The 20,238-nt window shown below is 69.9% G+C and carries 21 protein-coding genes; 12 read left to right on the top strand and 9 right to left on the bottom strand.

The genetic code is table 11. The features are described 5' to 3' along the window. Nucleotides 1-14: 14 nt before the first annotated feature. Together ACE3TE_RS02135 and ACE3TE_RS02130 are read left to right on the top strand one after the other, a co-directional pair. Nucleotides 15-704 (top strand): SOS response-associated peptidase, encoded by a 690-nt coding sequence (locus ACE3TE_RS02135; protein WP_374601746.1) that lies wholly within the window; start codon nucleotides 15-17, stop codon nucleotides 702-704. 42 nt (nucleotides 705-746) lie between these two features. Then, the gene (locus ACE3TE_RS02130; protein ID WP_374601744.1) at nucleotides 747-1,718 is read left to right on the top strand and encodes a PIG-L family deacetylase; all 972 of its coding nucleotides are present in this window, start codon (nucleotides 747-749) and stop codon (nucleotides 1,716-1,718) included. 5 nt (nucleotides 1,719-1,723) lie between these two features. Here the strand turns inward: ACE3TE_RS02130 and ACE3TE_RS02125 are convergent, their stop codons facing one another. Genes ACE3TE_RS02125 through lexA form a run of 4 tightly spaced genes read right to left on the bottom strand, consistent with a single transcriptional unit; the run spans nucleotide 1,724 to nucleotide 7,462 of the window. Beyond that, a complete protein-coding gene (locus ACE3TE_RS02125) occupies nucleotides 1,724-4,807 on the bottom strand; it encodes an error-prone DNA polymerase (RefSeq protein ID WP_374601742.1) in 3,084 nt (1,027 codons plus the stop codon). Further along, a complete protein-coding gene (locus tag ACE3TE_RS02120) occupies nucleotides 4,804-6,222 on the bottom strand; it encodes a DNA polymerase Y family protein (RefSeq protein WP_374601740.1) in 1,419 nt (472 codons plus the stop codon). The genes ACE3TE_RS02125 and ACE3TE_RS02120 overlap by 4 nt, the downstream gene beginning before the upstream one ends. Before the next feature lie 12 nt (nucleotides 6,223-6,234). Next, a complete protein-coding gene (gene imuA, locus ACE3TE_RS02115) occupies nucleotides 6,235-6,855 on the bottom strand; it encodes a translesion DNA synthesis-associated protein ImuA (protein WP_374601738.1) in 621 nt (206 codons plus the stop codon). A gap of 1 nt (nucleotide 6,856) precedes the next feature. Further along, nucleotides 6,857-7,462: a transcriptional repressor LexA gene (lexA, locus tag ACE3TE_RS02110; protein ID WP_374601736.1), complete on the bottom strand. Its 606-nt coding sequence runs from the start codon at nucleotides 7,460-7,462 to the stop codon at nucleotides 6,857-6,859. 137 nt (nucleotides 7,463-7,599) lie between these two features. On the opposite strand from lexA, the gene ACE3TE_RS02105 reads away from it, so the two are divergent. From ACE3TE_RS02105 to radA, 3 genes are all read left to right on the top strand, one after another. Further along, nucleotides 7,600-8,565: a diacylglycerol kinase family protein gene (locus ACE3TE_RS02105; protein ID WP_374601734.1), complete on the top strand. Its 966-nt coding sequence runs from the start codon at nucleotides 7,600-7,602 to the stop codon at nucleotides 8,563-8,565. Beyond that, the gene (locus ACE3TE_RS02100) at nucleotides 8,562-9,371 is read left to right on the top strand and encodes a metallophosphoesterase (protein ID WP_374601732.1); all 810 of its coding nucleotides are present in this window, start codon (nucleotides 8,562-8,564) and stop codon (nucleotides 9,369-9,371) included. The genes ACE3TE_RS02105 and ACE3TE_RS02100 overlap by 4 nt, the downstream gene beginning before the upstream one ends. Nucleotides 9,372-9,473: 102 nt before the next feature. Beyond that, nucleotides 9,474-10,871: a DNA repair protein RadA gene (gene radA, locus ACE3TE_RS02095; RefSeq protein ID WP_374601731.1), complete on the top strand. Its 1,398-nt coding sequence runs from the start codon at nucleotides 9,474-9,476 to the stop codon at nucleotides 10,869-10,871. A gap of 438 nt (nucleotides 10,872-11,309) precedes the next feature. Here the strand turns inward: radA and ACE3TE_RS02090 are convergent, their stop codons facing one another. From ACE3TE_RS02090 to ACE3TE_RS02080, 3 genes are all read right to left on the bottom strand, one after another. After that, nucleotides 11,310-12,107, bottom strand: a complete 798-nt coding sequence (locus ACE3TE_RS02090; protein WP_374601729.1) for an inner membrane protein YpjD — start codon at nucleotides 12,105-12,107, stop codon at nucleotides 11,310-11,312. A gap of 96 nt (nucleotides 12,108-12,203) precedes the next feature. After that, nucleotides 12,204-12,506: an addiction module antidote protein gene (locus ACE3TE_RS02085; protein WP_374601727.1), complete on the bottom strand. Its 303-nt coding sequence runs from the start codon at nucleotides 12,504-12,506 to the stop codon at nucleotides 12,204-12,206. A 9-nt stretch (nucleotides 12,507-12,515) separates the two neighbouring features. After that, nucleotides 12,516-12,992, bottom strand: coding sequence for a type II toxin-antitoxin system RelE/ParE family toxin (locus ACE3TE_RS02080; RefSeq protein ID WP_374601725.1), 477 nt, complete (start codon nucleotides 12,990-12,992; stop codon nucleotides 12,516-12,518). Between ACE3TE_RS02080 and ffh the strand changes: the two genes are divergently transcribed. The 6 genes from ffh to ACE3TE_RS02050 all read left to right on the top strand — a co-directional run bounded on the left by ffh (nucleotide 12,991) and on the right by ACE3TE_RS02050 (nucleotide 17,087). Continuing rightward, nucleotides 12,991-14,364 (top strand): signal recognition particle protein, encoded by a 1,374-nt coding sequence (gene ffh, locus ACE3TE_RS02075; RefSeq protein WP_374601724.1) that lies wholly within the window; start codon nucleotides 12,991-12,993, stop codon nucleotides 14,362-14,364. The genes ACE3TE_RS02080 and ffh overlap by 2 nt on opposite strands. Nucleotides 14,365-14,512: 148 nt before the next feature. Then, on the top strand, nucleotides 14,513-14,770 hold the full coding sequence (gene rpsP, locus ACE3TE_RS02070) for a 30S ribosomal protein S16 (protein ID WP_374601722.1): 258 nt from the start codon (nucleotides 14,513-14,515) through the stop codon (nucleotides 14,768-14,770). A 31-nt stretch (nucleotides 14,771-14,801) separates the two neighbouring features. After that, a complete protein-coding gene (gene rimM, locus ACE3TE_RS02065; protein WP_374601921.1) occupies nucleotides 14,802-15,311 on the top strand; it encodes a ribosome maturation factor RimM in 510 nt (169 codons plus the stop codon). Nucleotides 15,312-15,325: 14 nt separating this feature from the next. After that, nucleotides 15,326-16,084: a tRNA (guanosine(37)-N1)-methyltransferase TrmD gene (gene trmD, locus ACE3TE_RS02060; protein WP_374601720.1), complete on the top strand. Its 759-nt coding sequence runs from the start codon at nucleotides 15,326-15,328 to the stop codon at nucleotides 16,082-16,084. A 137-nt stretch (nucleotides 16,085-16,221) separates the two neighbouring features. Beyond that, entirely contained in the window at nucleotides 16,222-16,590 is a 369-nt protein-coding gene (gene rplS / locus ACE3TE_RS02055; protein WP_374601718.1) for a 50S ribosomal protein L19, read from the top strand. 80 nt (nucleotides 16,591-16,670) lie between these two features. Beyond that, complete coding sequence (locus tag ACE3TE_RS02050) at nucleotides 16,671-17,087, top strand: RNA-binding S4 domain-containing protein (RefSeq protein ID WP_374601716.1); 417 nt, start codon at nucleotides 16,671-16,673, stop codon at nucleotides 17,085-17,087. A 1-nt stretch (nucleotide 17,088) separates the two neighbouring features. Here the strand turns inward: ACE3TE_RS02050 and ACE3TE_RS02045 are convergent, their stop codons facing one another. Further along, the gene (locus ACE3TE_RS02045; protein WP_374601714.1) at nucleotides 17,089-17,565 is read right to left on the bottom strand and encodes an Lrp/AsnC family transcriptional regulator; all 477 of its coding nucleotides are present in this window, start codon (nucleotides 17,563-17,565) and stop codon (nucleotides 17,089-17,091) included. A gap of 92 nt (nucleotides 17,566-17,657) precedes the next feature. Here ACE3TE_RS02045 and ACE3TE_RS02040 point away from each other — a divergent pair, with 92 nt between their 5' ends. Continuing rightward, a complete protein-coding gene (locus ACE3TE_RS02040; protein ID WP_374601713.1) occupies nucleotides 17,658-18,842 on the top strand; it encodes a PLP-dependent aspartate aminotransferase family protein in 1,185 nt (394 codons plus the stop codon). Between the two features lie 18 nt (nucleotides 18,843-18,860). Here the strand turns inward: ACE3TE_RS02040 and ACE3TE_RS02035 are convergent, their stop codons facing one another. Continuing rightward, a complete protein-coding gene (locus ACE3TE_RS02035; RefSeq protein ID WP_374601711.1) occupies nucleotides 18,861-20,165 on the bottom strand; it encodes an amidohydrolase family protein in 1,305 nt (434 codons plus the stop codon). Nucleotides 20,166-20,238 lie beyond the last annotated feature (73 nt).

Below are 20,238 nucleotides of genomic sequence, written 5' to 3'. Positions count from 1 at the left end.
TTAGACTCGCCACCATGTGCGCACGCTACGCCCTGTTCGGTCCCTTCAGCCCGGGCAACCTGGTGCCGGGTTTCGTCGAGCACGTCATCAATCCGCTCGCCGGGTTCGCGCAGTACAACATCGCGCCGAGCCTGGTGAACCCGGTGGTGGTGGCCGGCGGCGGTGGCCCGGGCCTGGAATCGATGCGTTGGGGCCTCCTTCCGCACTGGGCGAAGGACCCGAAGATCGCCTATTCCACGATTAACGCCCGCGCCGAAACCCTGACCGACAAGCCAGCCTTCCGCGACGCCTGGCACCGCGGCCAGCGCTGCCTGGTGCCGGTCACCGGCTGGTACGAATGGGTGGACCAGGGCGGCAAGCGCAAGCAGCCGTATTTCCTTCGCGCCGCAGACGAAAGCAATCCGATGATGTTCGCCGGCCTGTGGTCGCGCTGGACTGACGCCGAGGGCAAACAGGTGGCCACCTACACCGTCGTCACTACCGAAGCGATGGGCGAGGTCCGCCGCGTGCACGACCGCCAGCCCCAGGTCCTGCCTGCCGATGCCTGGGATACCTGGCTGCAGGCGCCGGCCCTCGAGGCCACGGCATTGCTGAAGCCCGTCGTCACCGCGCTGCGCATCGACGCCGTCGGCCTCGAAGTCGGGAACCCGCGCAACCAGGGTCCGGGGCTGGTGGCGCCCCTGCGTATTGCCGGTGGCGACTAATTCTGTCGTTCTGAAAGGGATTCCACCCGAGCGCGAGCAGCCATGTTCATGCCATCGCTTTTGACCGCAATCCTCTCGCTGGCTTCGCCGAGCCCGCAGGTGGCCGGATCGTCTGAGGCACCGGATCCTCCCGCCCTCGTGTTGGCGGGCAGGCGCATTCTGCATGTGGGTGCGCATCCCGACGACGAGAGCACCTTCGCCCCGATGCTGGCCGAAGCTTGCCGGTTCAACGGCGCCAGGTGCCATCTCGTGGTGGCGCAGGATGCCGATAGCTGGGGTTGCCTGATGGGCCTGGGCCTGGAGGATCGTGACAAGTGCAGCGAAATGCGACGGATGGAAGTGTCTGCGTCCGCCGCGAACCTCAATGCAACCCACGAGTTCTTCGGGTGGCGCGAAGGTCGGTACAACTGGAACGACGCTGGCGTGGAGAGCAATCTCGCGGGGTTGGCACGGGAACAAGGGGGACGTTCCAGGCTCGTCGACCGTTTCATGCAGACGCTGGAGTCTTTCCGTCCGGAGGTCGTCCTGGCTTTCGACCCGCGGCATGGCACTACGTGCCATCCCAATCATCGGGCTGTGGTGCGATTGCTGCTTGAGGCGGTGGACAGACTGGAGCCCAGGCAGCGACCCGAAGTATGGTTTGGCAGCGACTTCGCGGTGCCCGGGGCGCCTGAAGAGATTGCCCGGATCACCGACGGGTTCGGTATCGTCCGCTGGCCCGGAGACAGAGCCCCGGTGGTTTGGTACGACATGACGGCACCGCTGCCGGATGGCCGGACGGCCTACGACTATCTCGTCGATGCCCTGAGGCTCAATGCCACGCAGTTCGGCGAAGTCGCCACGGGACGGCTGACGCCTTCGCCGGATCCGAGCCACAGGCGATTACCCCTCGTGCGGCGGGCGGACATTGACCCCGCGCAGGCAGGGCTATGCGAGGAGCGCGCGCCGGGTTTCCTGCGCAATGTGGAATCAATGCCGGATGACGTTTTCGTGAAGGCCGTGATCGGCCGCTGATGTCCCTAGCGGAAGTCCCGCGACTTCGCATTGAGTTGGTGCGCCAGCGCGCTTTCATCGTGCAGCCGGCTGGCGATGAGGTGGTGCACGCCGTCCACCGTTTCCCAGCGGCCTTCGACGCCGAGCAGGCGGGATTCGATCAGCACGCGGCGCTGGCGCTCGCCGAGGTCGCGCCAGACCACCACGTTGACCATGCCGTCTTCGTCCTCGAGCGTGACGAAGGTGATGCCGCTGGCGGTTTCCGGGCGCTGGCGCATGGTCACCAGGCCGGCGGCGCGCACGCGGCTGCCGTGGGGCAGGTCGCGCAGTTCGCGTGAGCGCCGGTAGCGGCGGCTGGCCAGCTGGCGGCGCAGCAGCGACAGCGGGTGCGGGCCCAGCGTGAGCCCCAGGCGGGCGTAGTCGGCCAGCAGGTCCTCGCCGGTGCTGGGCACGGGCAGGCTGACCGCGTCTTCGGCCGGCGACGCATCGAACAGCGGCAGCTGCTTCTCGACGCCGCCCACGGCCCAGCGCGCGCGATGCCGGTGGCCGGCCAGGCCCTTCAGCGCGCCGGCTTCGGCGAGCAGGGCGCGGGCGCGTTCGTCCAGGTTGGCGCGATGGCACAGGTCGGCGACGTCCTCGAAAGCACGCGCCGCGCGCGCCGCCACAAGCGCTTCGCCGGCCGCGTGCGACAGCCCGGCGATTTCCCGCAGCCCCAGACGGATCGCCGGTTGCCGCGCGGCATCGCCGGGCCAGGCTTCCAGCGCGTTGTCCCAGAGGCTGTGGCGCACGTCCACCGGCCGCACCACGATGCCGGCGCGGCGCACGTCCTGCACCAGCTGGCTGTTGGAGTAAAACCCCAGTGGCTGCGAGTTCATCAGCGCGCAGGTGAAGGCGGCCGGTTCGTGGCACTTGAGCCAGCAGCTGGCGTAGGTGATCAGCGCGAAGCTGGCGGCGTGCGATTCCGGGAAGCCGTAGCTGCCGAAGCCGCGGATCTGTTCGAAGATGCGTTCGGCGAAGTCGGTGTCGTAGCCGTTTTTCGCCAGGCCGGCGAACAGGCGGTCGCGGAAGTGTTCGAGTCCGCCGCGGCGTTTCCAGGCGGCCATGCCGCGGCGCAATTCGTCGGCTTCGCCGGCGGAAAAACCGGCGGCGACGATCGCCACCTGCATCACCTGTTCCTGGAACAGCGGCACGCCCAGGGTGCGCCGGAACACTTCCTCCAGCGCCGCCGACGGGTAGGTGACCGGCTCCAGGCCCTGCCGGCGCTGCAGGTAGGGGTGCACCATCTTCCCCTGGATCGGGCCGGGGCGGACGATGGCCACCTGCACCACCAGGTCGTAGAAGGTGCGCGGCTTCAGCCGCGGCAGCATCGCCATCTGCGCGCGCGATTCGATCTGGAACACGCCGACGGTGTCGGCCTTGCGGATCATCGCGTAGGTGGCCGGGTCTTCGGCGGGGATGGTGGCGGGCGTGAGGTCGCGGCCGCGGTGTTCGCGCAGCAGGGCCAGGCATTTGCTGACCGCGGTGAGCATGCCCAGCGCCAGGCAATCGACCTTCAGCAAGCCCAGGGACTCCAGGTCGTCCTTGTCCCACTCGATGATCGTGCGCTCGGGCATGGCGGCGTTCTGCACCGGCACCAGGTGGTGGAGCGGCTGGCCGGAAATGACGAAGCCGCCGACGTGCTGGCTCAGGTGCCGCGGCGCGTCGAGCAGCTGGCGGGTCAGGACCAGCACCCGGCGCATCACCGGCGCATCGGGGTCGAAGCCGCGTTCGCGCAGGCGCTCTTCGATCGGCGATTCGCCGTCCCACCAGGCGAAGGCGCGGCTGAGCTGGTCCACCTGGTCCGGCGGCAGGCCCAGGGCGCGGGCGACGTCGCGCACGGCGCTCTTGCCGCGGTAGCAGATGACCGTGGCCGCCAGCGCGGCGCGGTCGCGGCCGTATTTACGGAACACGTACTGGATGACTTCCTCGCGCCGCTCGTGCTCGAAATCGACGTCGATGTCGGGCGGTTCGTTGCGCTCCTTTGACAGGAAACGCCCGAACAGCAGGTTCATGCGCGCCGGGTCCACCTCGGTGATGCCCAGCGCGAAACACACCGCCGAATTGGCCGCCGAGCCGCGGCCCTGGCACAGGATGCCCTGGCTGCGCGCGAACCGGACGATGTCGTGCACGGTCAGGAAGAAGGCTTCGTACTGCAGCTCGGCGATGAGCACGAGTTCCTGTTCGATCTGCGCGCGGACTTTCTCCGGCGTGCCATCCGGCCAGCGCCTGGCCATGCCTTCGATCGTGAGTTCGCGCAGCCAGCTCGAAGGCGTGTGGCCCCCGGGCACCAGTTCCTGCGGATAGCGGTACTGCAGCGCGCCCAGGTCGAAACGGCAGCGGGCGGCGATGCGCAGGCTTTCCTGCAACAGTTCCGGCGGGTGGATGGCGGCCAGCGCGCGGCGCGTGCGCAGGTGGCGTTCGCCGTTGGGGAACAGGTGGGCGCCGGCGTCGGCGACGGTCAGATGGTGGCGGGTGGCGGTCAGCACGTCCTGCAGCGCGCGCCGGCCGCGCACGTGCATGTGCACGTCGCCGCTGGCCACCGCCGGCAGGCCCAGCCTGTTGGCCAAGGCCTGCAGCGTCGCCAGCCGGGCGTCGTCGTCGGGACCGCGGTGCAGCTCCACCGCCAGCCAGCAGCGGCCGGGGAAACAGCTGCGCAGCCATTCGCCCTCGCGCGGGTCGGGTTCGGCGCCGGGCAGCCACAGCGCCAGCAGGCCGGTGGTGTCGGCTTCCAGGTCGTGGCGGTGCAAGCGGTATTCGCCTTTGGCACTGCGCCGGCGGCCGGTGGTGATCAGTTCGCACAGGCGTCGGTAGCCGGTTTCGTCTTCGACCAGCAGCACGCAGCGCAGGCCGTCGTCCAGGCGCAGTTCGCTGCCGGTGATCAGCGGCACGCCGGTGGCCTTGGACGCTTCCCAGGCGCGCACGATGCCGGCCAGGGTGCATTCGTCGGTGATCGCCAGCGCGGCATAGCCCTGCTTCTTCGCCCGGTCGAACAGTTCGCGCGCGCTGGAGGCGCCGCGGCCGAAACTGAAGGGCGACAGGCAGTGCAGTTCGGCGTAGCCGGGCGTGCTCACGCGAACCAGCCGTGCAGCATGAAGGGCCCGCGTTCGCCGGCGGCGCAGAACACCCAGGCGTGCTGGCCTTCGGCGGTGAGCGCGACGTAGTAATCGCGGCGCAGGTCGTCGCCGTCCCACCAGCCTGACTCGATGCGCTCGGGCCCGGCCAGCAATCGCGGCGCCGGGCCGCGCAGCGGGATCGGGCGCTCGAGCAGCCAGGCCGGGCGGGGCAGGGCGGGTGGCAGCAGGTAGCGGCCGCGCAGTTCGCGCACGCGGCGCTGGGCGTGTTCGGGGCGCGGGTCGGCGTGCGGCGCCCACTGGTGCACGGCCTCGTCGCCCAAACGGGCCTGCAGCCGCGCCTGCAGCGCCGGCCAGTCCATCGCGCCGGCGGGGCGGGCTTCGAACAGGTCGCGCCCGGCCGGCACGAAGGGCGGCAGGTCGGTGGCGCGGATGCCGAAGGCGCGCACCGGTGCCGGGATCGGTTCGCGTTCGATCACCAGCTTCGCCAGATCGAACAGGCGGGCCGGGTCGCGTTCGGCCGCGACCGCGCCGACGACGTGTGCGCTGGGCGGGCGCAGGTCGTGTTCGTACACCAGCTCGAACTGCTGCACACCGCCGTCGCGCCCGACGAGGAACGCGCACAGGTCGCCGAGCAGGCGTTTGAGCGGAAACAGCAGGCCGGTGTGGTAGCGGATTTCGTCGTCGAACTCGAAGCGCGCCTCGAAGATGTCCGGCGGCTGGTAACACGGCCGCGGATCGGGCGCGTCGCCGGTAAGCCGGTCGAGGGTGTCGAGCAGCCCGGCGCCGAATCGCCGGCGCAGGCCCGGCCGCGGCAGCGCGAACAATTGCCGCATGCGGCGCAGGCCCAGGCTGGCCAGGGCCTCGTGCGTGCGTTGATCGAAAGGCGCCAGCGCCATCGGCAGTGCATCGAGCGCGCGGCGCAGCTGGGTGGCATCGCGCACCATCAGGCCGTCCTGCTGTTTTGCCAAACACAGCGCGCCCAGCAGCGTCGGCGCCACCGCGAGCGTGTGCGCCAGGCCCAGTTCGCGCAGGTCGTCGCGCAGCAGGCGTTCAAAACGGGGCCAGGGCCCGAACAGGCCCAGGCTGCCGCCGACTTCCAGCCACAGGGTGTCGCCCTCGTCGCGACAGACCTGGCCGGAATAGCGGTAGGCCCAGGCGCAGGCCAGGTCGAGCAGACGGCTGGCTTCACCCGCGTCGAAAGACACGGCGGCGAGAGTCGGGCACAGCGCCATCGCCGCTGCCAGCGGCTGCCCGGCGCGCACGCCGGCGGCCAGGGCAGACGCGTTGGCCTGCACCACCATGCGCCGCTGCGGCGGCCCGTCGGCCAGGGCCAGCGGGGCGGAAGGGTCAGGCTGGCGCCGGAGCGCGGCGTCGAGCGCCCGTCGCGGCAGGTGGATGGCGGCCCAGAGCACGGCGGGCCGGCATCAGTGCCGGAGCGCCGGCGCCCAGGGCACCGGCGACGCAGGGGGATGGCTGCCGCGGCATTTGAGGATGCGCAGCCCGCCGCTTTCGACCTGCAGCCGCAGCGCGGCGGGCGAAGAGTTGCGCGCCGCCGCCAGCGGCCGGAACAGGAAACCCATGGCCTGGCCGGCTTCCGCCGCTACCTGCAGCCGGCGCAGGGTCTTGTCGTCGGCGCGCTGGGGCCAGCCCAGCACGGCGCCGCAGGCCTGGCTGCGCAGGCACTGTTCCAGCGCCCAGGCCGACTGCCGGCCGCCGGTATCGACGATGTGCAGGCGGGCGAGGTCGATGCCGGCGCGGGCCAGCGCCGGCGCGTAGGGCCGGTAGGGCGGGTCCACCCAGGCGATGTCGCGGCCGGCGCGGCTGAGCCGGGCGAGGGTGGGCAGCAGCAGCGAGAGTTCGCCGACGCCGTCGGCGGGCAGCAGCAGTTCGGTGAGCGCGGCCTCGGGCCAGCCGCCGGCGGGCAGGGCGGCGTCGAGCGCGGCGTGGCCGGTGGGCTCGCAGGCGGCCCGGGCCTGGCCGCGGGGCTGGCCGCGCCAGAGCCGGCGCTGGGCCAGCAGGGTGTCGAGGGAAAGCACGGCGCCCATGTCAGCCCCGGCGCACCAGGCCGCAGTACACGCCTTCGATGGCGAACACGGCGCCGGCGGGCACTTCGATGGGTGCGTGGTCGGGATTGCGCGGCAGCAGGGTGATGCGGTCCTTGCGCCGGCGCAGGCGCTTGACGGTGAGCTCGCCGTCCAGGCGCGCGACCACGATCTGGTTGTCGCCGGCCTCGGGCGTGCGGTGCACGGCGATCAGGTCGCCGTCGAAGATGCCGTCGTCGCGCATCGAGTCGCCCTTCACCCGCAAGAGGTAATCGGGCCGTGGGAAGAACAGCGCGCGGTCGAGCAGCAGGTGGCCTTCGAAATCCGGGTCGCCGATGGGCTCGCCGGCGGCGACCTTGCCCAGCACCGGCAGCGACAGCGAATGCGTCGGCGCCGGCAGCGTGGCCAGCCGGATGCCGCGGGCCTGGCCCGGCAGCAGGGTCAGCGCGCCCTTGGCCTCGAGCGCCTGCAGGTGCGCCTGCGCCGAGCGCGCCTGCCGGAAGCCGAATTCACGGGCGATTTCGGCCAGGGTGGGTGGCCGGCCTTCGCGCGCCACCCGGGCGGTGACGAAATCGAGGATGGCCTGCTGGCGGTCGGTGAGGGTGTCCATGGCACAAATATATGTGGTATTCCCGTGGCCGGCCAGTCCCCCGTCGCGGGGCGTGGCAACAGCCTGCCCCCGGGCAGGCTCACGGCCTGAGACGCTGGTTTACCGCCCGCTAATAGGGCGCTGCCTACTCTGGCGCCATGGCCAGCCATCCCCTCCCTCTGCCCGCGCCCGCGCCGGACGCCCCCCTGTTCATCGTCATCAACGAAGGCTCCGGCAAGCACGAGGGGGAAACGCCCCGGGAAACCATCGCCGCCCTGCTGGAGGCCGCCGGCCGCCGCCACGCGTTCCTGGTCGTCGAAGATCCCGCGCATATCGCCGGGGTCGCGAAGGCGGCCGTGGCGCGGGCCCGCGCGGAAGGGGGCATCGTCGTTGCCGCCGGGGGCGACGGCACGCTCAACGCGGTGGCGCAGGCGGTGGCCGGCAGCGGCTGCGCCTGTGGCGTGCTGCCCCAGGGCACCTTCAATTATTTCGGGCGCACGCACGGCATCCCGCAGGACCTGGCCGATTCCGTGCCGGCGTTGCTGCGGGCAAGCGTGGAGCCGGTGCAGGTGGGGCGCGTGAACGGCCACGTGTTCCTGGTCAACGCCAGTCTCGGGCTGTATCCGGAGATCCTGCAGGACCGCGAGGGTTTCAAGAAAAAGCTGGGCCGCAGCCGCTGGGTGGCGATCTTCTCGGGCCTGCGCACGCTGATGCGGGAAGGCCGCCGGCTGCAGTTGGAGATCGAATCGGAAAACGGCCGCCAGCGCGTGCGCACGCCTTCGCTCTTCGTCGGCAACAACCGGCTGCAGCTCGATCGCCTGGGCCTTCCCGAGGAAGCGGCGCTCGCCGACGGCCGCCTGGCCGGCATCATGGTGCGTCCGATGGGGCACCTCGCCATGCTGGGCCTGGCCCTGCGTGGCGCACTGGGGAAGCTGGGCGATGCCGACAACGTGCGCCACTTCCCCTTCCGCAAGATGACCGTTTCCCCGCGCGGTAACCGGCTGGCCAAGGTGGCCGTGGACGGGGAGATCCTGTGGCTGCGCACGCCGCTGGTGTTCGAAGTCTCTCCCGAGCCGCTGCCGCTGATGATGCCGCGGCGGCAAGACCGGGCGCCGGTCGAATGAGCCTGCTGCTGCAGGTGTCGGACACGCACTTCGGTACCGAACGGGCCGGGGTGCTGGAGGACCTGGTGGACCTGTGCGCCGCGCGCAGGCCGGACGTGCTCGTGCTGTCCGGCGACATCACCCAGCGCGCCCGCCGCGGCCAGTTCGAGGCGGCGGCGAAGTTCTGGGCGCGCATGCCGGCGCCCGCTCGCCTGGTCATCCCCGGCAACCACGACATCGCCCTGTTCAACGTGTTCTCGCGCGTGCTCCATCCCTACCGGCTCCAGCGCCGCTGGTTCGACGAGGACCTGGAGCCGGTGGTGGATACGCCGTCGTTGCTGGTGCTGGGGGTCAACACCACGCGTTGGTATCGCCACAAGCATGGTGAAGTGTCGCCCTCCCAGGTTTCCCGCGTGGCCTCGCGCCTGCGCGGGGCGGCGCCGGGGCAACTGCGGGTGGTGGTCACGCACCAGCCGGTGGACGTGCCCGGCCCGGCCGACGAAAACAACCTGCTGCGCGGCCACGCCGAAGCGGTGCCGGAATGGGTTGATGCCGGCGCCGACGTGGTGATGGGCGGGCACATCCACCTGCCTTTCATCCGCCCGCTGTCCCTGCGTTTCCCCGGACTTTCCCGGCGGGCCTGGTGCGTCCAGGCGGGCACGGCCGTTTCCCGCAGGGTGCGCGGCAAGGTTCCCAACTCCGTCAACTTCATCGGGCACGACGAGGAGGCCTGCCTCGGTTTCGCCGAGCGCTGGGACCACGTGGAGGGCAAGGGCTTCGCGCCCGTGCAGCGCGTCGTGCTCGACCTGGACCGGACGCCGGCCTGACCGGGCGGCGCTGGCCGGCCCCGGCCCCTGGCGGGGGCGCGCTCTCAATCCCTGCGACGGGTCCCGGTTAGAGTAGCCGCTGACTTTTTTGGTGAACCTCCCATGGCCAAGGCCAAGACCGCCTACGTCTGCAGCGATTGCGGCGCTTCCACCACCCAGTGGCAGGGCCAGTGCGGCGACTGCGGCGCCTGGAACACGCTCACCAGCTTCGTGGTCGAACCCGCCAGTAGCGCCAAGGCGGCGGCGCCGGCGGCGGTGCGCCACGGCGGCTGGGCCGGCCGGCCGGAAGCCGCGGGTGTCACCGCGCTGCGCGACGTCAGCCAGGACGCCGAGGTGCGCGTGTCCACCACCATCGGCGAACTCGACCGCGTGCTCGGCGGTGGCCTGGTCGAAGGCTCGGTGGTGCTGGTCGGCGGCGACCCTGGCATCGGCAAGTCCACGCTGCTGCTGCAGGCGCTGGCGCTGATGTCGGCGCGGCTGCCGGCCCTGTACGTCACCGGCGAGGAAAGCCTGGCCCAGGTCGCCGGCCGCGCGCAGCGGCTGGGACTTCCGCTCGACAACCTGCACGCGCTGGCCGAAACCTGCGTCGAAAAAATCCTCGCCCAGGCATCGTCGGCGAAACCTTCGCCGCGCCTGCTGGTGGCCGATTCCATCCAGACGCTGTGGAGCGAACTGCTCACCGCCGCGCCGGGTTCGGTCAGCCAGGTGCGCGAAAGCGCCGCCAAGCTGGTGCGTTTCGCCAAGGAAACCGGTACGTCCGTCTTCCTGGTCGGCCACGTCACCAAGGAAGGCGGCATCGCCGGCCCGCGCGTGCTCGAACACATGGTCGACGCGGTGCTGTATTTCGAAGGCGAGGCGGGCAGCCGCTTCCGCGTGCTGCGCGCGTTCAAGAACCGCTTCGGCGCGGTGAACGAACTGGGCGTGTTCGCGATGGGCGACAAGGGCCTGCGCGAAGTGCCGAATCCTTCGGCGATCTTCCTGTCCGGCTCCAGCACGGCGCAGCCGGGCAGCGCGGTGATGGTGACCCGCGAAGGCACGCGGCCGCTTCTGGTGGAAGTGCAGGCGCTGGTGGATGCCTCGCCGCTTTCGAATCCGCGCCGCGTCGCCCTGGGCCTGGAGCAGAACCGCCTGGCGATGCTGCTGGCGGTGCTGCACCGGCACGGCGGCGTGGTGACGGGCGACCAGGACGTGTTCGTCAACGTCGTCGGCGGCATTCGCGTGCAGGAAACCGCCGCCGACCTGCCGGTGCTGCTGGCGGTGCTCAGCTCGCTGCGCGACCGGCCGCTGTCGGAAAAGACCATCGCCTTCGGCGAAGTCGGCCTGAGTGGCGAGATCCGCCCGGTGCCCAATGGCGAAGAGCGCCTGAAGGAAGCCGCCACCCACGGCTTCCGCCGCGCCATCGTTCCCAAGGCCAACGCGCCGAAGAAAAACCCCTACAAGGACATGGAAGTCATCGCGGTCGAGCGCCTCTCCGAAGCCCTCGAAGCCGCCGCCGAATAAACGTCACCTTTTGCAGGTGCGCCTTCAGGCGCGAATCTCCTGCCCTTGGCCTTTGGCCAAGCAGGGCGACTGCACGCTACCTCCTCGAAATGGGGTCGTGGCCGTCGGGAGAGCCAAGGGACACTGTCGTCGGAGACGTTCACCGGCAACCGGTGACTGGCGTGACAACTGCACTTCGACGCGAAGCGTCGGGCTGGCGACCTGCGGCCCGTGATGGAGTAGGAGCGACGTCGTGCACGCTATGTCCTCGACGAAGCGGAAGGCAGGATGCCTGTAGCGGCCGGCCGTGAGCTGGTCATGGATGACGCTTGGTCCCGGCCGGGCGGCGAGGACATAGCGTGCGCGGCGGCGCCTCCGACGAACGCAGCACGGACCGCACTGCTTGCCCGGAGGGCAAGGGCAAAAACTTCGGGGCTGAAGCCCCTCCTACAAAATGACTCAGACGCGGTGCAGCACCAGTTCGTAGACGAACTTGCTGCCGAAGAACGCAAGCAGCAGCAGCACCATCGCGACCAGCGTCAGCTTGGCCGCGCGCGGGCCGCGCCAGCCCCAGCGCCAGCGGCCGAACAGCAGCACCGCCAGCACGATCCACGACAGGATCGAAAGCAGCGTCTTGTGGCCAAGGTCCTGCGCGAACAGGTCGTCCACGAACAGCACGCCCGTCAGCAGCGTCAGGCTCAGCAGTACGAAGCCGGCCACCAGGCTGCGGAACAGCAGCGTTTCCATCTGCGTCAGCGGCGGCAGCAGCCGCATCCAGCCGCCCAGCTGGCGCTGGCGCAGCGCGTGGTCCTGGAACCACAGCATCAGCGCCAGCAGCGTCGCCACCGCCAGCGTCGCATAGGCCAGCAGCGCCATCAGCGCGTGCAGCTGCAGCCGCCAGTCCAGGCCGGACCGGGCCACGCTGCCGCCCAGAAGCGCGTAGGCCAGCAGCACCAGCGCCGCCAGCGGGAACACGATGATGCCCAGGGCTTCGATGCGCTGGGCCGGCCCCAGCGCCGTGGTCAGCGCCGCCATGCCCAGGCCCACCAGGGACAGCGCCGGGAAGAAGTGCAGGTCGGCCGCGCCCATGTGCTGCCAGGCCCAGCCGTGCACCGCCGCGTGCAGGGCCACCGCCGGCAGCGCCAGCCACAGCCAGCGCCGGGGCGCCGGATGCGGGGCGTGGGCATGCCCGGCCAGCTGGTGGCTGGCGAAGGCGTACAGGGTAGTCGCGAGCAGGGCAAGGAGGAGGGCGGGCATCCGCCGAGTTTGGCACAGCGGCCGGCCAGCCAGAACCATTCCCGACTGATCGACAGGTTCCAAAGCATGGGAAGCCCGCCCAGGCGGGGTGGGGCTTCACGCGGTGTGAGCAGGCTCCTTCGGAACCACGGAAAAGCGCATTCCCATCGCGTCCAGAACAGCGCCTACGGTTGCCAGTTCTGGCTTCCCGTTCTCGGAGAAAGACTTGTAGGCGCTGGATCGACTTGCGATGCCGGCCTTTTTCGTAACCTCCGTCACCCCGATTGCCTTCATGACATCGCCAAGGGCTTTGAGGAACAGCTCCTGGCCACCCTCTTCGATGCAGGCGTCGAGATACTCGGCCATGGTTTCTTCATCGGTAAGGTGTTCGCCGATGTCGAATTTTCGGGTCTTGGTCATGGTTGCCTCCTATACCGTTTCAGCCAACTCGAGGGCTCTTTCTATATCGGCCTCTTGTGTGGATTTGTCTCCGCCACACAGCAGCACGACCAATGTGTTTCCACGTTCCACGAAGTAAAGGCGCAGACCCCGGCCCCAGTTGATCCTTGATTCGGAAACACCATTGCCCACGGGCTTGCAGTCACCGTAGTTGCCAAGTTCCATGTTTCGGATGCGGGCCAGGACCTTTGCCTTGGCTCTGGGGACGCTTCCTGCAAGCCAGTCGTCAAATTCCAGTGTCAAGACCACTTCCAATGCGGGAGTGTCTCCCTTGGAAGACGAAAGCGTCAAGCGGTCGCTGCGCCCAATCTGAACGGAACCCAGTAATTCACTTGTTTCACACCAGAACGCGCCCAGGCCGGAAATGGCCTGGCCAATTGGCGCTGGCCCGGGCCGCCCCGCGCCCCGCGGTATACTTCGCACCCCTTCGAAAGACCTGCAGCCCATGTTTGAGTCGCTGACCCAGCGCCTGTCCGGCACCCTCCAGAAACTGCGCGGCCGCGGCCGCCTGACCGAGGAGAACATCCGCGAGGCCACCCGCGAGGTGCGCATCGCCCTGCTCGAGGCCGACGTGGCCCTGCCGGTGGTGTCGGCCCTGATCGAGCGCATCAAGGCGCGTGCGGTCGGCCAGGAAGTGCTGACCAGCCTCACCCCGGGCCAGGCCCTGATCAAGGTCGTGCGCGACGAGATGGCCGCGGTCATGGGCTCCTCGGCCAGCGAACTCAACCTCAACGTGCCGGCGCCGGCGGTCATCCTGATGGCCGGCCTGCAGGGCGCGGGCAAGACCACCACGGTCGGCAAGCTCGCCAAGCACCTGAAGGAACGCAAGAAGAAAAAGGTGATGGTGGTGTCGGCCGACGTCTACCGGCCGGCCGCCATCGAACAGCTCAGGACCCTGGCCAAACAGGTGGACGTGCTGTTCTTCGCCTCGGACGCCTCGCAGAAACCCGAGGACATCGTGCGCGCCGCCATCGAGGACGCGCGCAAGAGTTTCGTCGACGTGCTGCTGGTGGACACCGCCGGCCGCACCACGATCGACGAGGCCATGATGGCCGAGATCCAGGCCTTGCATGCCGCGGTCAAGCCGGTCGAGACGCTGTTCGTGGTCGATGCCATGACCGGCCAGGACGCCGCCAACACCGCCAAGGCCTTCGCCGAAGCGCTGCCGCTGACCGGCGTCGTGCTCACCAAGACCGACGGCGACGCCCGCGGCGGTGCCGCCCTGAGCGTGCGCTACATCACCGGCAAGCCGATCAAGTTCGTCGGCGTCGGCGAAAAGCCCGACGGCCTGGACGTATTCCACCCCGACCGCGCCGCCAGCCGCATCCTGGACATGGGCGACGTGCTCAGCCTGGTCGAGGAAGTCGAGCAGAAGGTCGACAAGGACAAGGCCCAGAAGCTCGCCGAGAAGGTCGCCAAGGGCAAGAAGTTCGACCTCAACGACATGCGCGACCAGCTCGAGCAGATGCAGAACATGGGCGGCCTTTCGAGCCTGATGGACAAACTGCCGGGCATGGGCCAGCTGCCCGACCACGTGAAGAACCAGGTGACCGGCAAGGAAGTGCCGCGCATGGTGGCCATCATCAATTCGATGACCAAGAAGGAACGCCGCAATCCCGGCCTGCTGAACGGCTCGCGCCGGGCCCGGGTGGCCCGGGGCTCCGGCACCACCCCGGCCGAGGTGAACAAGGTCCTCAAGCAGTACCAGCAGATGGAAAAGATGATGTCCAAGCTGTCCCAGGGCGGCATGAAGGGCCTGATGCGGGGCATGAAGGGCATGATGGGCGGGGGCTTCCCCGGCCGCTTCCCGGGCCGCTGAACCACCACGGGCCCCTGTGGGAGGGGCTTCAGCCCTGATCCCCGCTGCCGGCTTCCCAAAAGCGCCACATTCCCGCTATAATCCGCGATTCCCCGGGCCGCTTGCGGTCTGGACCACCGTCCCAGAACTGCATAAAGAGCTAACCCACATGGTCAAGATCCGTCTGACCCGCGGCGGCGCCAAGAAGCGCCCCTTCTACCACATCATCGTCACCGACTCGCGCAACAAGCGCGACGGCCGCTCGATCGAGCGCCTGGGTTATTACAACCCGGTCGCCCAGGGCAACGAAAAGCGCGTCGAGCTCAACACCGAGCGCGTCGAGCATTGGGTTTCCCACGGCGCCCAGCTGACCGACAAGGTCAGTGCGCTGGTGAAGGAAGTCTCCTCGGCCAAGGCTGCGGCCTGAGGCCCCGGCCTCGCCCCGCGCGAGGCCTGATCTGATGACCAACGGGCGCCGCATCCTGCTGGGCAGGGTCGCCGGCGCCTTTGGCGTCCGGGGCGAGCTCAAGCTCTTCTCCTGGACCGAGCCCCGCGACGCCCTGTTCCGCTACCAACCCTGGATCCTGCGTTCCGGCGAGTCCGAACGCGAGGTCACGGGCGTGTCTGGCCGCGACACCACCAAGACCGTGATCGCGCGTTTCCCCGACGTGGAAACCCGCGAACAGGCCGAAGCCCTGGCCGGCACCGAAATCTGGGTGCCGCGCGACCGCCTGCCGCCACCGGCGCCGGGCGAATACTACTGGGCCGACCTGGAAGGGCTGGCGGTGGAAACCACCGAAGGCGTCGCGCTGGGCAAGGTCTCGCACCTGTTCGAAACCGGCGCCAACGACGTCATGGTGGTCGAAGGCGAGCGCAAGCGCCTGCTGCCCTTCGTCACCGGCCAGTACATCGTCTCGGTCGATTTCGAAGCCGGTCGCATCATCGTCGACTGGGACCCGGACTTCTGAGCCCGGTGCCGCCCATGCGCATCGACGTCGTCAGCCTGTTCCCCGATTTCATCCGCGACAGCGCCGCGCTCGGCGTGGTCGGCCGTGCGCAGGAGCGTGGGCTGCTGGCCGTACACGGCTGGAATCCCCGCGACTACGCCACCGACAACTACCGCCGCGTCGACCAGCGCCCCTTCGGCGGCGGTCCCGGCATGCTGATGCTCGCCGAACCCCTGTCGGCCTGCCTTTCTGCCGCGAAGGCCGCCGACCCGGCGCCGGCGCGGGTGATCTACCTCAGTCCCCAGGGGCCGCGGCTGACCCAGGCCAAGGTCCGCGAACTGGCCGCGTTGCCGCGCCTGCTGCTGCTCTGCGGGCGTTACGAAGGCCTGGACGAGCGCTTCATCGAGCGCGAGGTGGACGAGGAACTGTCGATCGGCGACTACGTGCTGTCCGGTGGCGAACTGGCCGCGGCGGTGCTGGTCGACGCCGTCGGCCGCCTGCAGGAAGGGGCCCTGAACCACGCCGATTCGGCCACCCAGGACAGCTTCGAGGACGGCCTGCTGGACTGCCCGCACTACACCCGCTCGGAGGCGACCGGCACCGAGGGCGTGCCGGCGGTGCTGCTGTCCGGCGACCACGCTGCGATCGCCCGCTGGCGCCGGCAGCAGAGCCTGGGCCGCACCTGGCTGCGCCGCCCGGACCTGCTTGCGCGGGCCCGGCTGGACGCCGCCGACCGGGCCCTGCTGGCGGACTTCATCGCCCAGTGGCGGGCCAGCCAGCCGCCGGTGGCCTGAACCGCTTCCCTTTCAAGGGCTTGCGCGGGTATACTGCGCGGCTCCACGGCCAGCCCACCGGCCAGATCCACGATAGCCACGCACGGTTCCCGGGCCTCTGGCGCGCACTCAAAACAAACATCACAGGCGTATACATCATGAGCATCCACAAGCTGCTGCAGCAGTTCGAGGCCGAGCAGGCCACCCGGGAAATGCCGAAGTTTTCCCAGGGCGACACCGTCGTCGTCAACGTCAAGGTCAAGGAAGGCAACCGCGAGCGCGTGCAGGCCTACGAAGGCGTGGTCATCGCGATCAAGAACGCCGGCCTGAATTCCGCCTTCACCGTGCGCAAGATCTCGCACGGCTTCGGCGTCGAGCGCGTCTTCCAGACCCACAGCGCCATCATCGACTCGGTGATCGTCAAGCGCCACGGCAAGGTCCGCCAGAGCAAGCTGTATTACCTGCGTGGCCTGCAGGGCAAGAAGGCGCGCATCAAGGAAGACCTGGCCGCGCGTTCGAACAGCTGATACGCGCTGCATGCTCCATCCGGACGGCCGCCTTCGGGCGGCCGTTTGCGTTCACGGATTCCCGATAGCACGATCCCCGCATGGCAAAACAATCCGGCGCCGCCGACGCGGCCAATGCCGTCCGCCTCGATGTCTGGCTGTGGGCGGCGCGCTTCTTCAAGACCCGCGCACTGGCCAAGCAGGCCATCGAGGGCGGCAAGGTGCTGGTGGCCGGGCAGGGCGCCAAGGCCTCTCGTTCGGTGCGCGTCGGCGAAACCATGCAGGTGCGGCGCGGTGAAGAGCTTTTCGAGATCCACGTGCTGGGACTGAGCGACAGGCGCGGGCCGGCCACTGCGGCCCAGGCCCTGTACGCGGAAGACGAGGCGGCCAGGCAGGCGCGCCTGCAGGCAGCGGCCGAACGTCGTGCCGCCGTCGCCGGCTACCGGCCGCCGTCGGGCAAGCCCGACAAGCGGGCGCGTCGCCTGATCCAGGCCCTGGGCGACCTGGATTCGCTGTAGCTCAGTCTCTGTCCGCGTCCAGGTAGTCCGGCAGGTCGGTGTTGCGCTTGAAGGCGAAGATCAGGTGCGTCTCGATGTGCGCCACTTCCTCGCGGCTGGTCAGCGCCGCCATCGCGAAGTCGCGCAAGTGGTCGCTGTCGCGGACGCCCACGTGCACCAGGAAATCGTCGGCCCCGGCCACGTGGTAGAGGCTCAGCACCTCGGGCAGCGACAGCAGGTGGGCATGGAAGGCTTCCACCTGCGGCCGGGAGTGGCGGGCCAGCCGGACCGCCACCATGGCCTGCAGGCCGATGCCGACCGCCGCCGGGGCGATCTCGGCGTGGAAGCCCTGCAGCACCCCGGCCTCCCGCAGCCGCCGCACGCGCTCGAGCGCCGTGGACGGTGCCACGCCGATCCGGGCGGCCAGGTCCTTGTTCGGTAGCCGTGCATTCTTTCGCAGAAGACGAAGGATGGCGAAGTCTGTTCGGTCAAGCTGCATGGGAGACCCCCGGATCGGAAATAGTGTTCGGTGCGACCGAACCGCGCCCGAGTCTACGCCATAGTGGCCGCCTGCCGACCCAGGAGCCCGCCATGGACCATTTCGACACCCTCGCCGTGCACGCCGGCCGCGAAGACTTCGCCCGCCTGGGCGTGCACGCGCCGCCGATCGACCTGTCCACCACCTATCCGGTGGCCGACCTCGATGCCGGCACGGAAAGTTTCGATGCCCTGGTCGGCGGCGCCGCCAGCGCCGCGAACCCGATTTACGCGCGGCTGCACAACCCGACCGTCGCCCGCGTCGAGAATGCGCTGGCCCGGCTCGAGGGCACCGAAGCCTGCGTGGCCTATGGCTCGGGTATGGCCGCGTTGACCGCCGTGCTGCTCGATGCGCGCTCCCGCGGTGGCCACGTGCTGGTGGTGCGGCCGCTGTACGGCACGTCCGACCACCTGCTGGCCTCCGGCCTGTGCGGACTGGAGGCGGAGTTCGTCGATGCCGCGGAAGTCGCCGCGCGTCGCCGCCCCGACACCGCCCTGGTGATCATCGAAACCCCGGCCAATCCCACGCTCGACCTGGTGGATATCCGCGCCGTGGTCGCCGCTGCCGGCGACGTGCCGGTGCTTGTCGATTCCACTTTTGCCACGCCGGTGCTGCAGCAGCCCGCATCGCTGGGCGCCACCTACGTCATGCACAGCGCCACCAAGTTCCTGGGCGGCCACGGCGACGTCATCGCCGGCGTGGTCTGCTGCAGCGAAGAACGCGCGCAGCCGCTGCGCACGGTGCGTGCGGCCACCGGTGCGCTGCTGCATCCGCTGGGCGCCTACCTGCTGCATCGCGGCCTGCCGACGCTGGCGATCCGCGTCGAGCGTGCGCAGGCCAACGCCATCGTGATCGCGCAGCGGCTGGCGTCGCATCCCGCCGTGGCCCGGGTTTATTTCCCGGGCTTGGGCACGGTCCGCAACGCCCACCTGGTCGGTACGCAGATGGCGGGCCCGGGCGCGCTGATGGGCTTCGACCTGCACGGTGGCCACGAGGCCGCGGCGTCGGTGATGTCGCGCGTGCGCCTGATGACGCCGGCCGTGAGCCTGGGCTCGGTGGACACGCTGATCCAGCACCCGGCCGGCCTGACCCACCGCGTGGTGGATCCGCAGGCGCGCCTGGCCAGCGGCATCGGCCCGGGCCTGCTGCGCCTGTCGGTGGGCATCGAAAACGTCGACGACCTCTGGGCCGACCTGGCCCAGGCGCTGGAGGGCGACGCGCTCAGCGCCGTGGCCTGAACCGCCGGCGCCCCGCACTCAGGGCCGGAACACCTCGCCGCCCTTGACCACCACGTCCACGCGCTTGAGCACGGTGACGTCCTCGAGCGGATTGCCGCCCACGGCGATCAGGTCCGCATGCTTGCCCGGCTCAAGGCTGCCGACGCTGTCGCCCAGGCCCAGCAGGTCGGCGGCGTTACCGGTGGCGGCGACGATGGCCTGGGCCGGCGTCATGCCGTGCGCCACCATCAGTTCGAACTCGTCGGCGTTGCGGCCGTGCAGGCTGACGCCGGCGTCGGTGCCGAAGGCGATCTTCACCCCCGCCGGCACCGCCTGTTCCAGCGCCTTGCCGGTGATGTCGATGCGCCAGCGGATCTTCGCCAGCACCTCGCCCTGGTAGGCCTCGGGATTGGCGGCCAGGCGCTCGCGGTAGCCGTTGACGGTCGAAAGCGTGGGTACGTAATAGGCGCCCGATCGGCGGAACAGCTCCAGGCCCTCGCGGTCGAGCAGGGTGCCGTGTTCGATCGAATCCATGCCCAGGCGCAGCGCCAGGTTGATGCCATCGGCGCCGTGCGCGTGCACGGCCACCTTCTTGCCGTACATGCGCGAGGTCTCGACCACCGCGCGCGCTTCGTCCTCGAACATCTGCGCGCCCAGGCCGGCGCCGATGCGGCTGTTGACGCCACCGGTGATCAGCAGCTTGATCACGTCCGCGCCGCCGGCGACCTGGCTGCGCACCGCGCGGCGGCAGGATTCGACGCCGTCGCAGACGTTGCCGGCGTCAAGCGCCTCGTGCAGGTCGCCGCGGAAACCCAGGCGCGGATCGCCGTGGCCGGCCGTGGCCGAAATCGAAGTGTTGGCGGTCAGGATGCGCGGGCCCGGCAGCTTGCCCGCGTTGATGGCGTCGCGCAGGGCACGGATCTCGCCGTCGCCGTCGCCGAGGTTGCGCACCGTGGTGAAGCCGGCGCGCAGGGTCTTGCGGGCATTGGTGGCGGCCTCGAGCGCATTGTCGGCCGGGCTGCGCTGCACCTGGGCCAGCTGGCCGGCGAGGCCGCCGAGGTCGTTGGTCAGGTGCACGTGGCTGTCGATCAGCCCGGGCAGCACGAAGTGCCGGCGCAGGTCGAGCACTTCGGTGTCGGCCGGCGCGCCGAAGGCCCCGGCGCCGAGGTGGCCGTCGCGCACCTCGGCCACCCTGCCGTCGACTATGTAGAGCGTGGCGGCGCCGCGCGGCGCCTGGCCCGGGCGGTCGAGCAGCTGGCCAGCCTGCACGAGCAGGGCCCCGGCGCGGGCATCGAAGGCGGCCGCGAGCAGCGGCAGGGCGAGCAGGGCAGTGCGGAATTTCATTCGGGCGCTCCGGGGCGGCATGGGCGGAAAACCCGAACGCTAGCAGAAGCGTGTCGGCGTCCGGTGAGGACGC

This window comes from Arenimonas sp. (assembly GCF_041919775.1).
Lineage (GTDB): Bacteria > Pseudomonadota > Gammaproteobacteria > Xanthomonadales > Xanthomonadaceae > Arenimonas.
This window is presented reverse-complemented; position numbering and strand designations above follow the sequence as displayed.

What these genes read in the sequence shown, in the direction of transcription:
- ACE3TE_RS02085 (WP_374601727.1), bottom strand. Translation starts at nt 12,506, where the DNA reads ATGACCAAGACCCGAAAATTCGACATCGGCGAACACCTTACCGATGAA.
- ACE3TE_RS02090 (WP_374601729.1), bottom strand. Translation starts at nt 12,107, where the DNA reads ATGCCCGCCCTCCTCCTTGCCCTGCTCGCGACTACCCTGTACGCCTTC.
- imuA (WP_374601738.1), bottom strand. Translation starts at nt 6,855, where the DNA reads ATGGGCGCCGTGCTTTCCCTCGACACCCTGCTGGCCCAGCGCCGGCTC.
- ACE3TE_RS02045 (WP_374601714.1), bottom strand. Translation starts at nt 17,565, where the DNA reads ATGCAGCTTGACCGAACAGACTTCGCCATCCTTCGTCTTCTGCGAAAG.
- ACE3TE_RS02050 (WP_374601716.1), top strand. Translation starts at nt 16,671, where the DNA reads ATGGCAAAACAATCCGGCGCCGCCGACGCGGCCAATGCCGTCCGCCTC.
- ACE3TE_RS02080 (WP_374601725.1), bottom strand. Translation starts at nt 12,992, where the DNA reads ATGGGCTGCAGGTCTTTCGAAGGGGTGCGAAGTATACCGCGGGGCGCG.
- ACE3TE_RS02035 (WP_374601711.1), bottom strand. Translation starts at nt 20,165, where the DNA reads ATGAAATTCCGCACTGCCCTGCTCGCCCTGCCGCTGCTCGCGGCCGCC.
- lexA (WP_374601736.1), bottom strand. Translation starts at nt 7,462, where the DNA reads ATGGACACCCTCACCGACCGCCAGCAGGCCATCCTCGATTTCGTCACC.
- ACE3TE_RS02135 (WP_374601746.1), top strand. Translation starts at nt 15, where the DNA reads ATGTGCGCACGCTACGCCCTGTTCGGTCCCTTCAGCCCGGGCAACCTG.
- rplS (WP_374601718.1), top strand. Translation starts at nt 16,222, where the DNA reads ATGAGCATCCACAAGCTGCTGCAGCAGTTCGAGGCCGAGCAGGCCACC.
- ACE3TE_RS02130 (WP_374601744.1), top strand. Translation starts at nt 747, where the DNA reads ATGTTCATGCCATCGCTTTTGACCGCAATCCTCTCGCTGGCTTCGCCG.
- ffh (WP_374601724.1), top strand. Translation starts at nt 12,991, where the DNA reads ATGTTTGAGTCGCTGACCCAGCGCCTGTCCGGCACCCTCCAGAAACTG.
- ACE3TE_RS02040 (WP_374601713.1), top strand. Translation starts at nt 17,658, where the DNA reads ATGGACCATTTCGACACCCTCGCCGTGCACGCCGGCCGCGAAGACTTC.
- trmD (WP_374601720.1), top strand. Translation starts at nt 15,326, where the DNA reads ATGCGCATCGACGTCGTCAGCCTGTTCCCCGATTTCATCCGCGACAGC.
- rpsP (WP_374601722.1), top strand. Translation starts at nt 14,513, where the DNA reads ATGGTCAAGATCCGTCTGACCCGCGGCGGCGCCAAGAAGCGCCCCTTC.
- ACE3TE_RS02100 (WP_374601732.1), top strand. Translation starts at nt 8,562, where the DNA reads ATGAGCCTGCTGCTGCAGGTGTCGGACACGCACTTCGGTACCGAACGG.
- ACE3TE_RS02105 (WP_374601734.1), top strand. Translation starts at nt 7,600, where the DNA reads ATGGCCAGCCATCCCCTCCCTCTGCCCGCGCCCGCGCCGGACGCCCCC.
- radA (WP_374601731.1), top strand. Translation starts at nt 9,474, where the DNA reads ATGGCCAAGGCCAAGACCGCCTACGTCTGCAGCGATTGCGGCGCTTCC.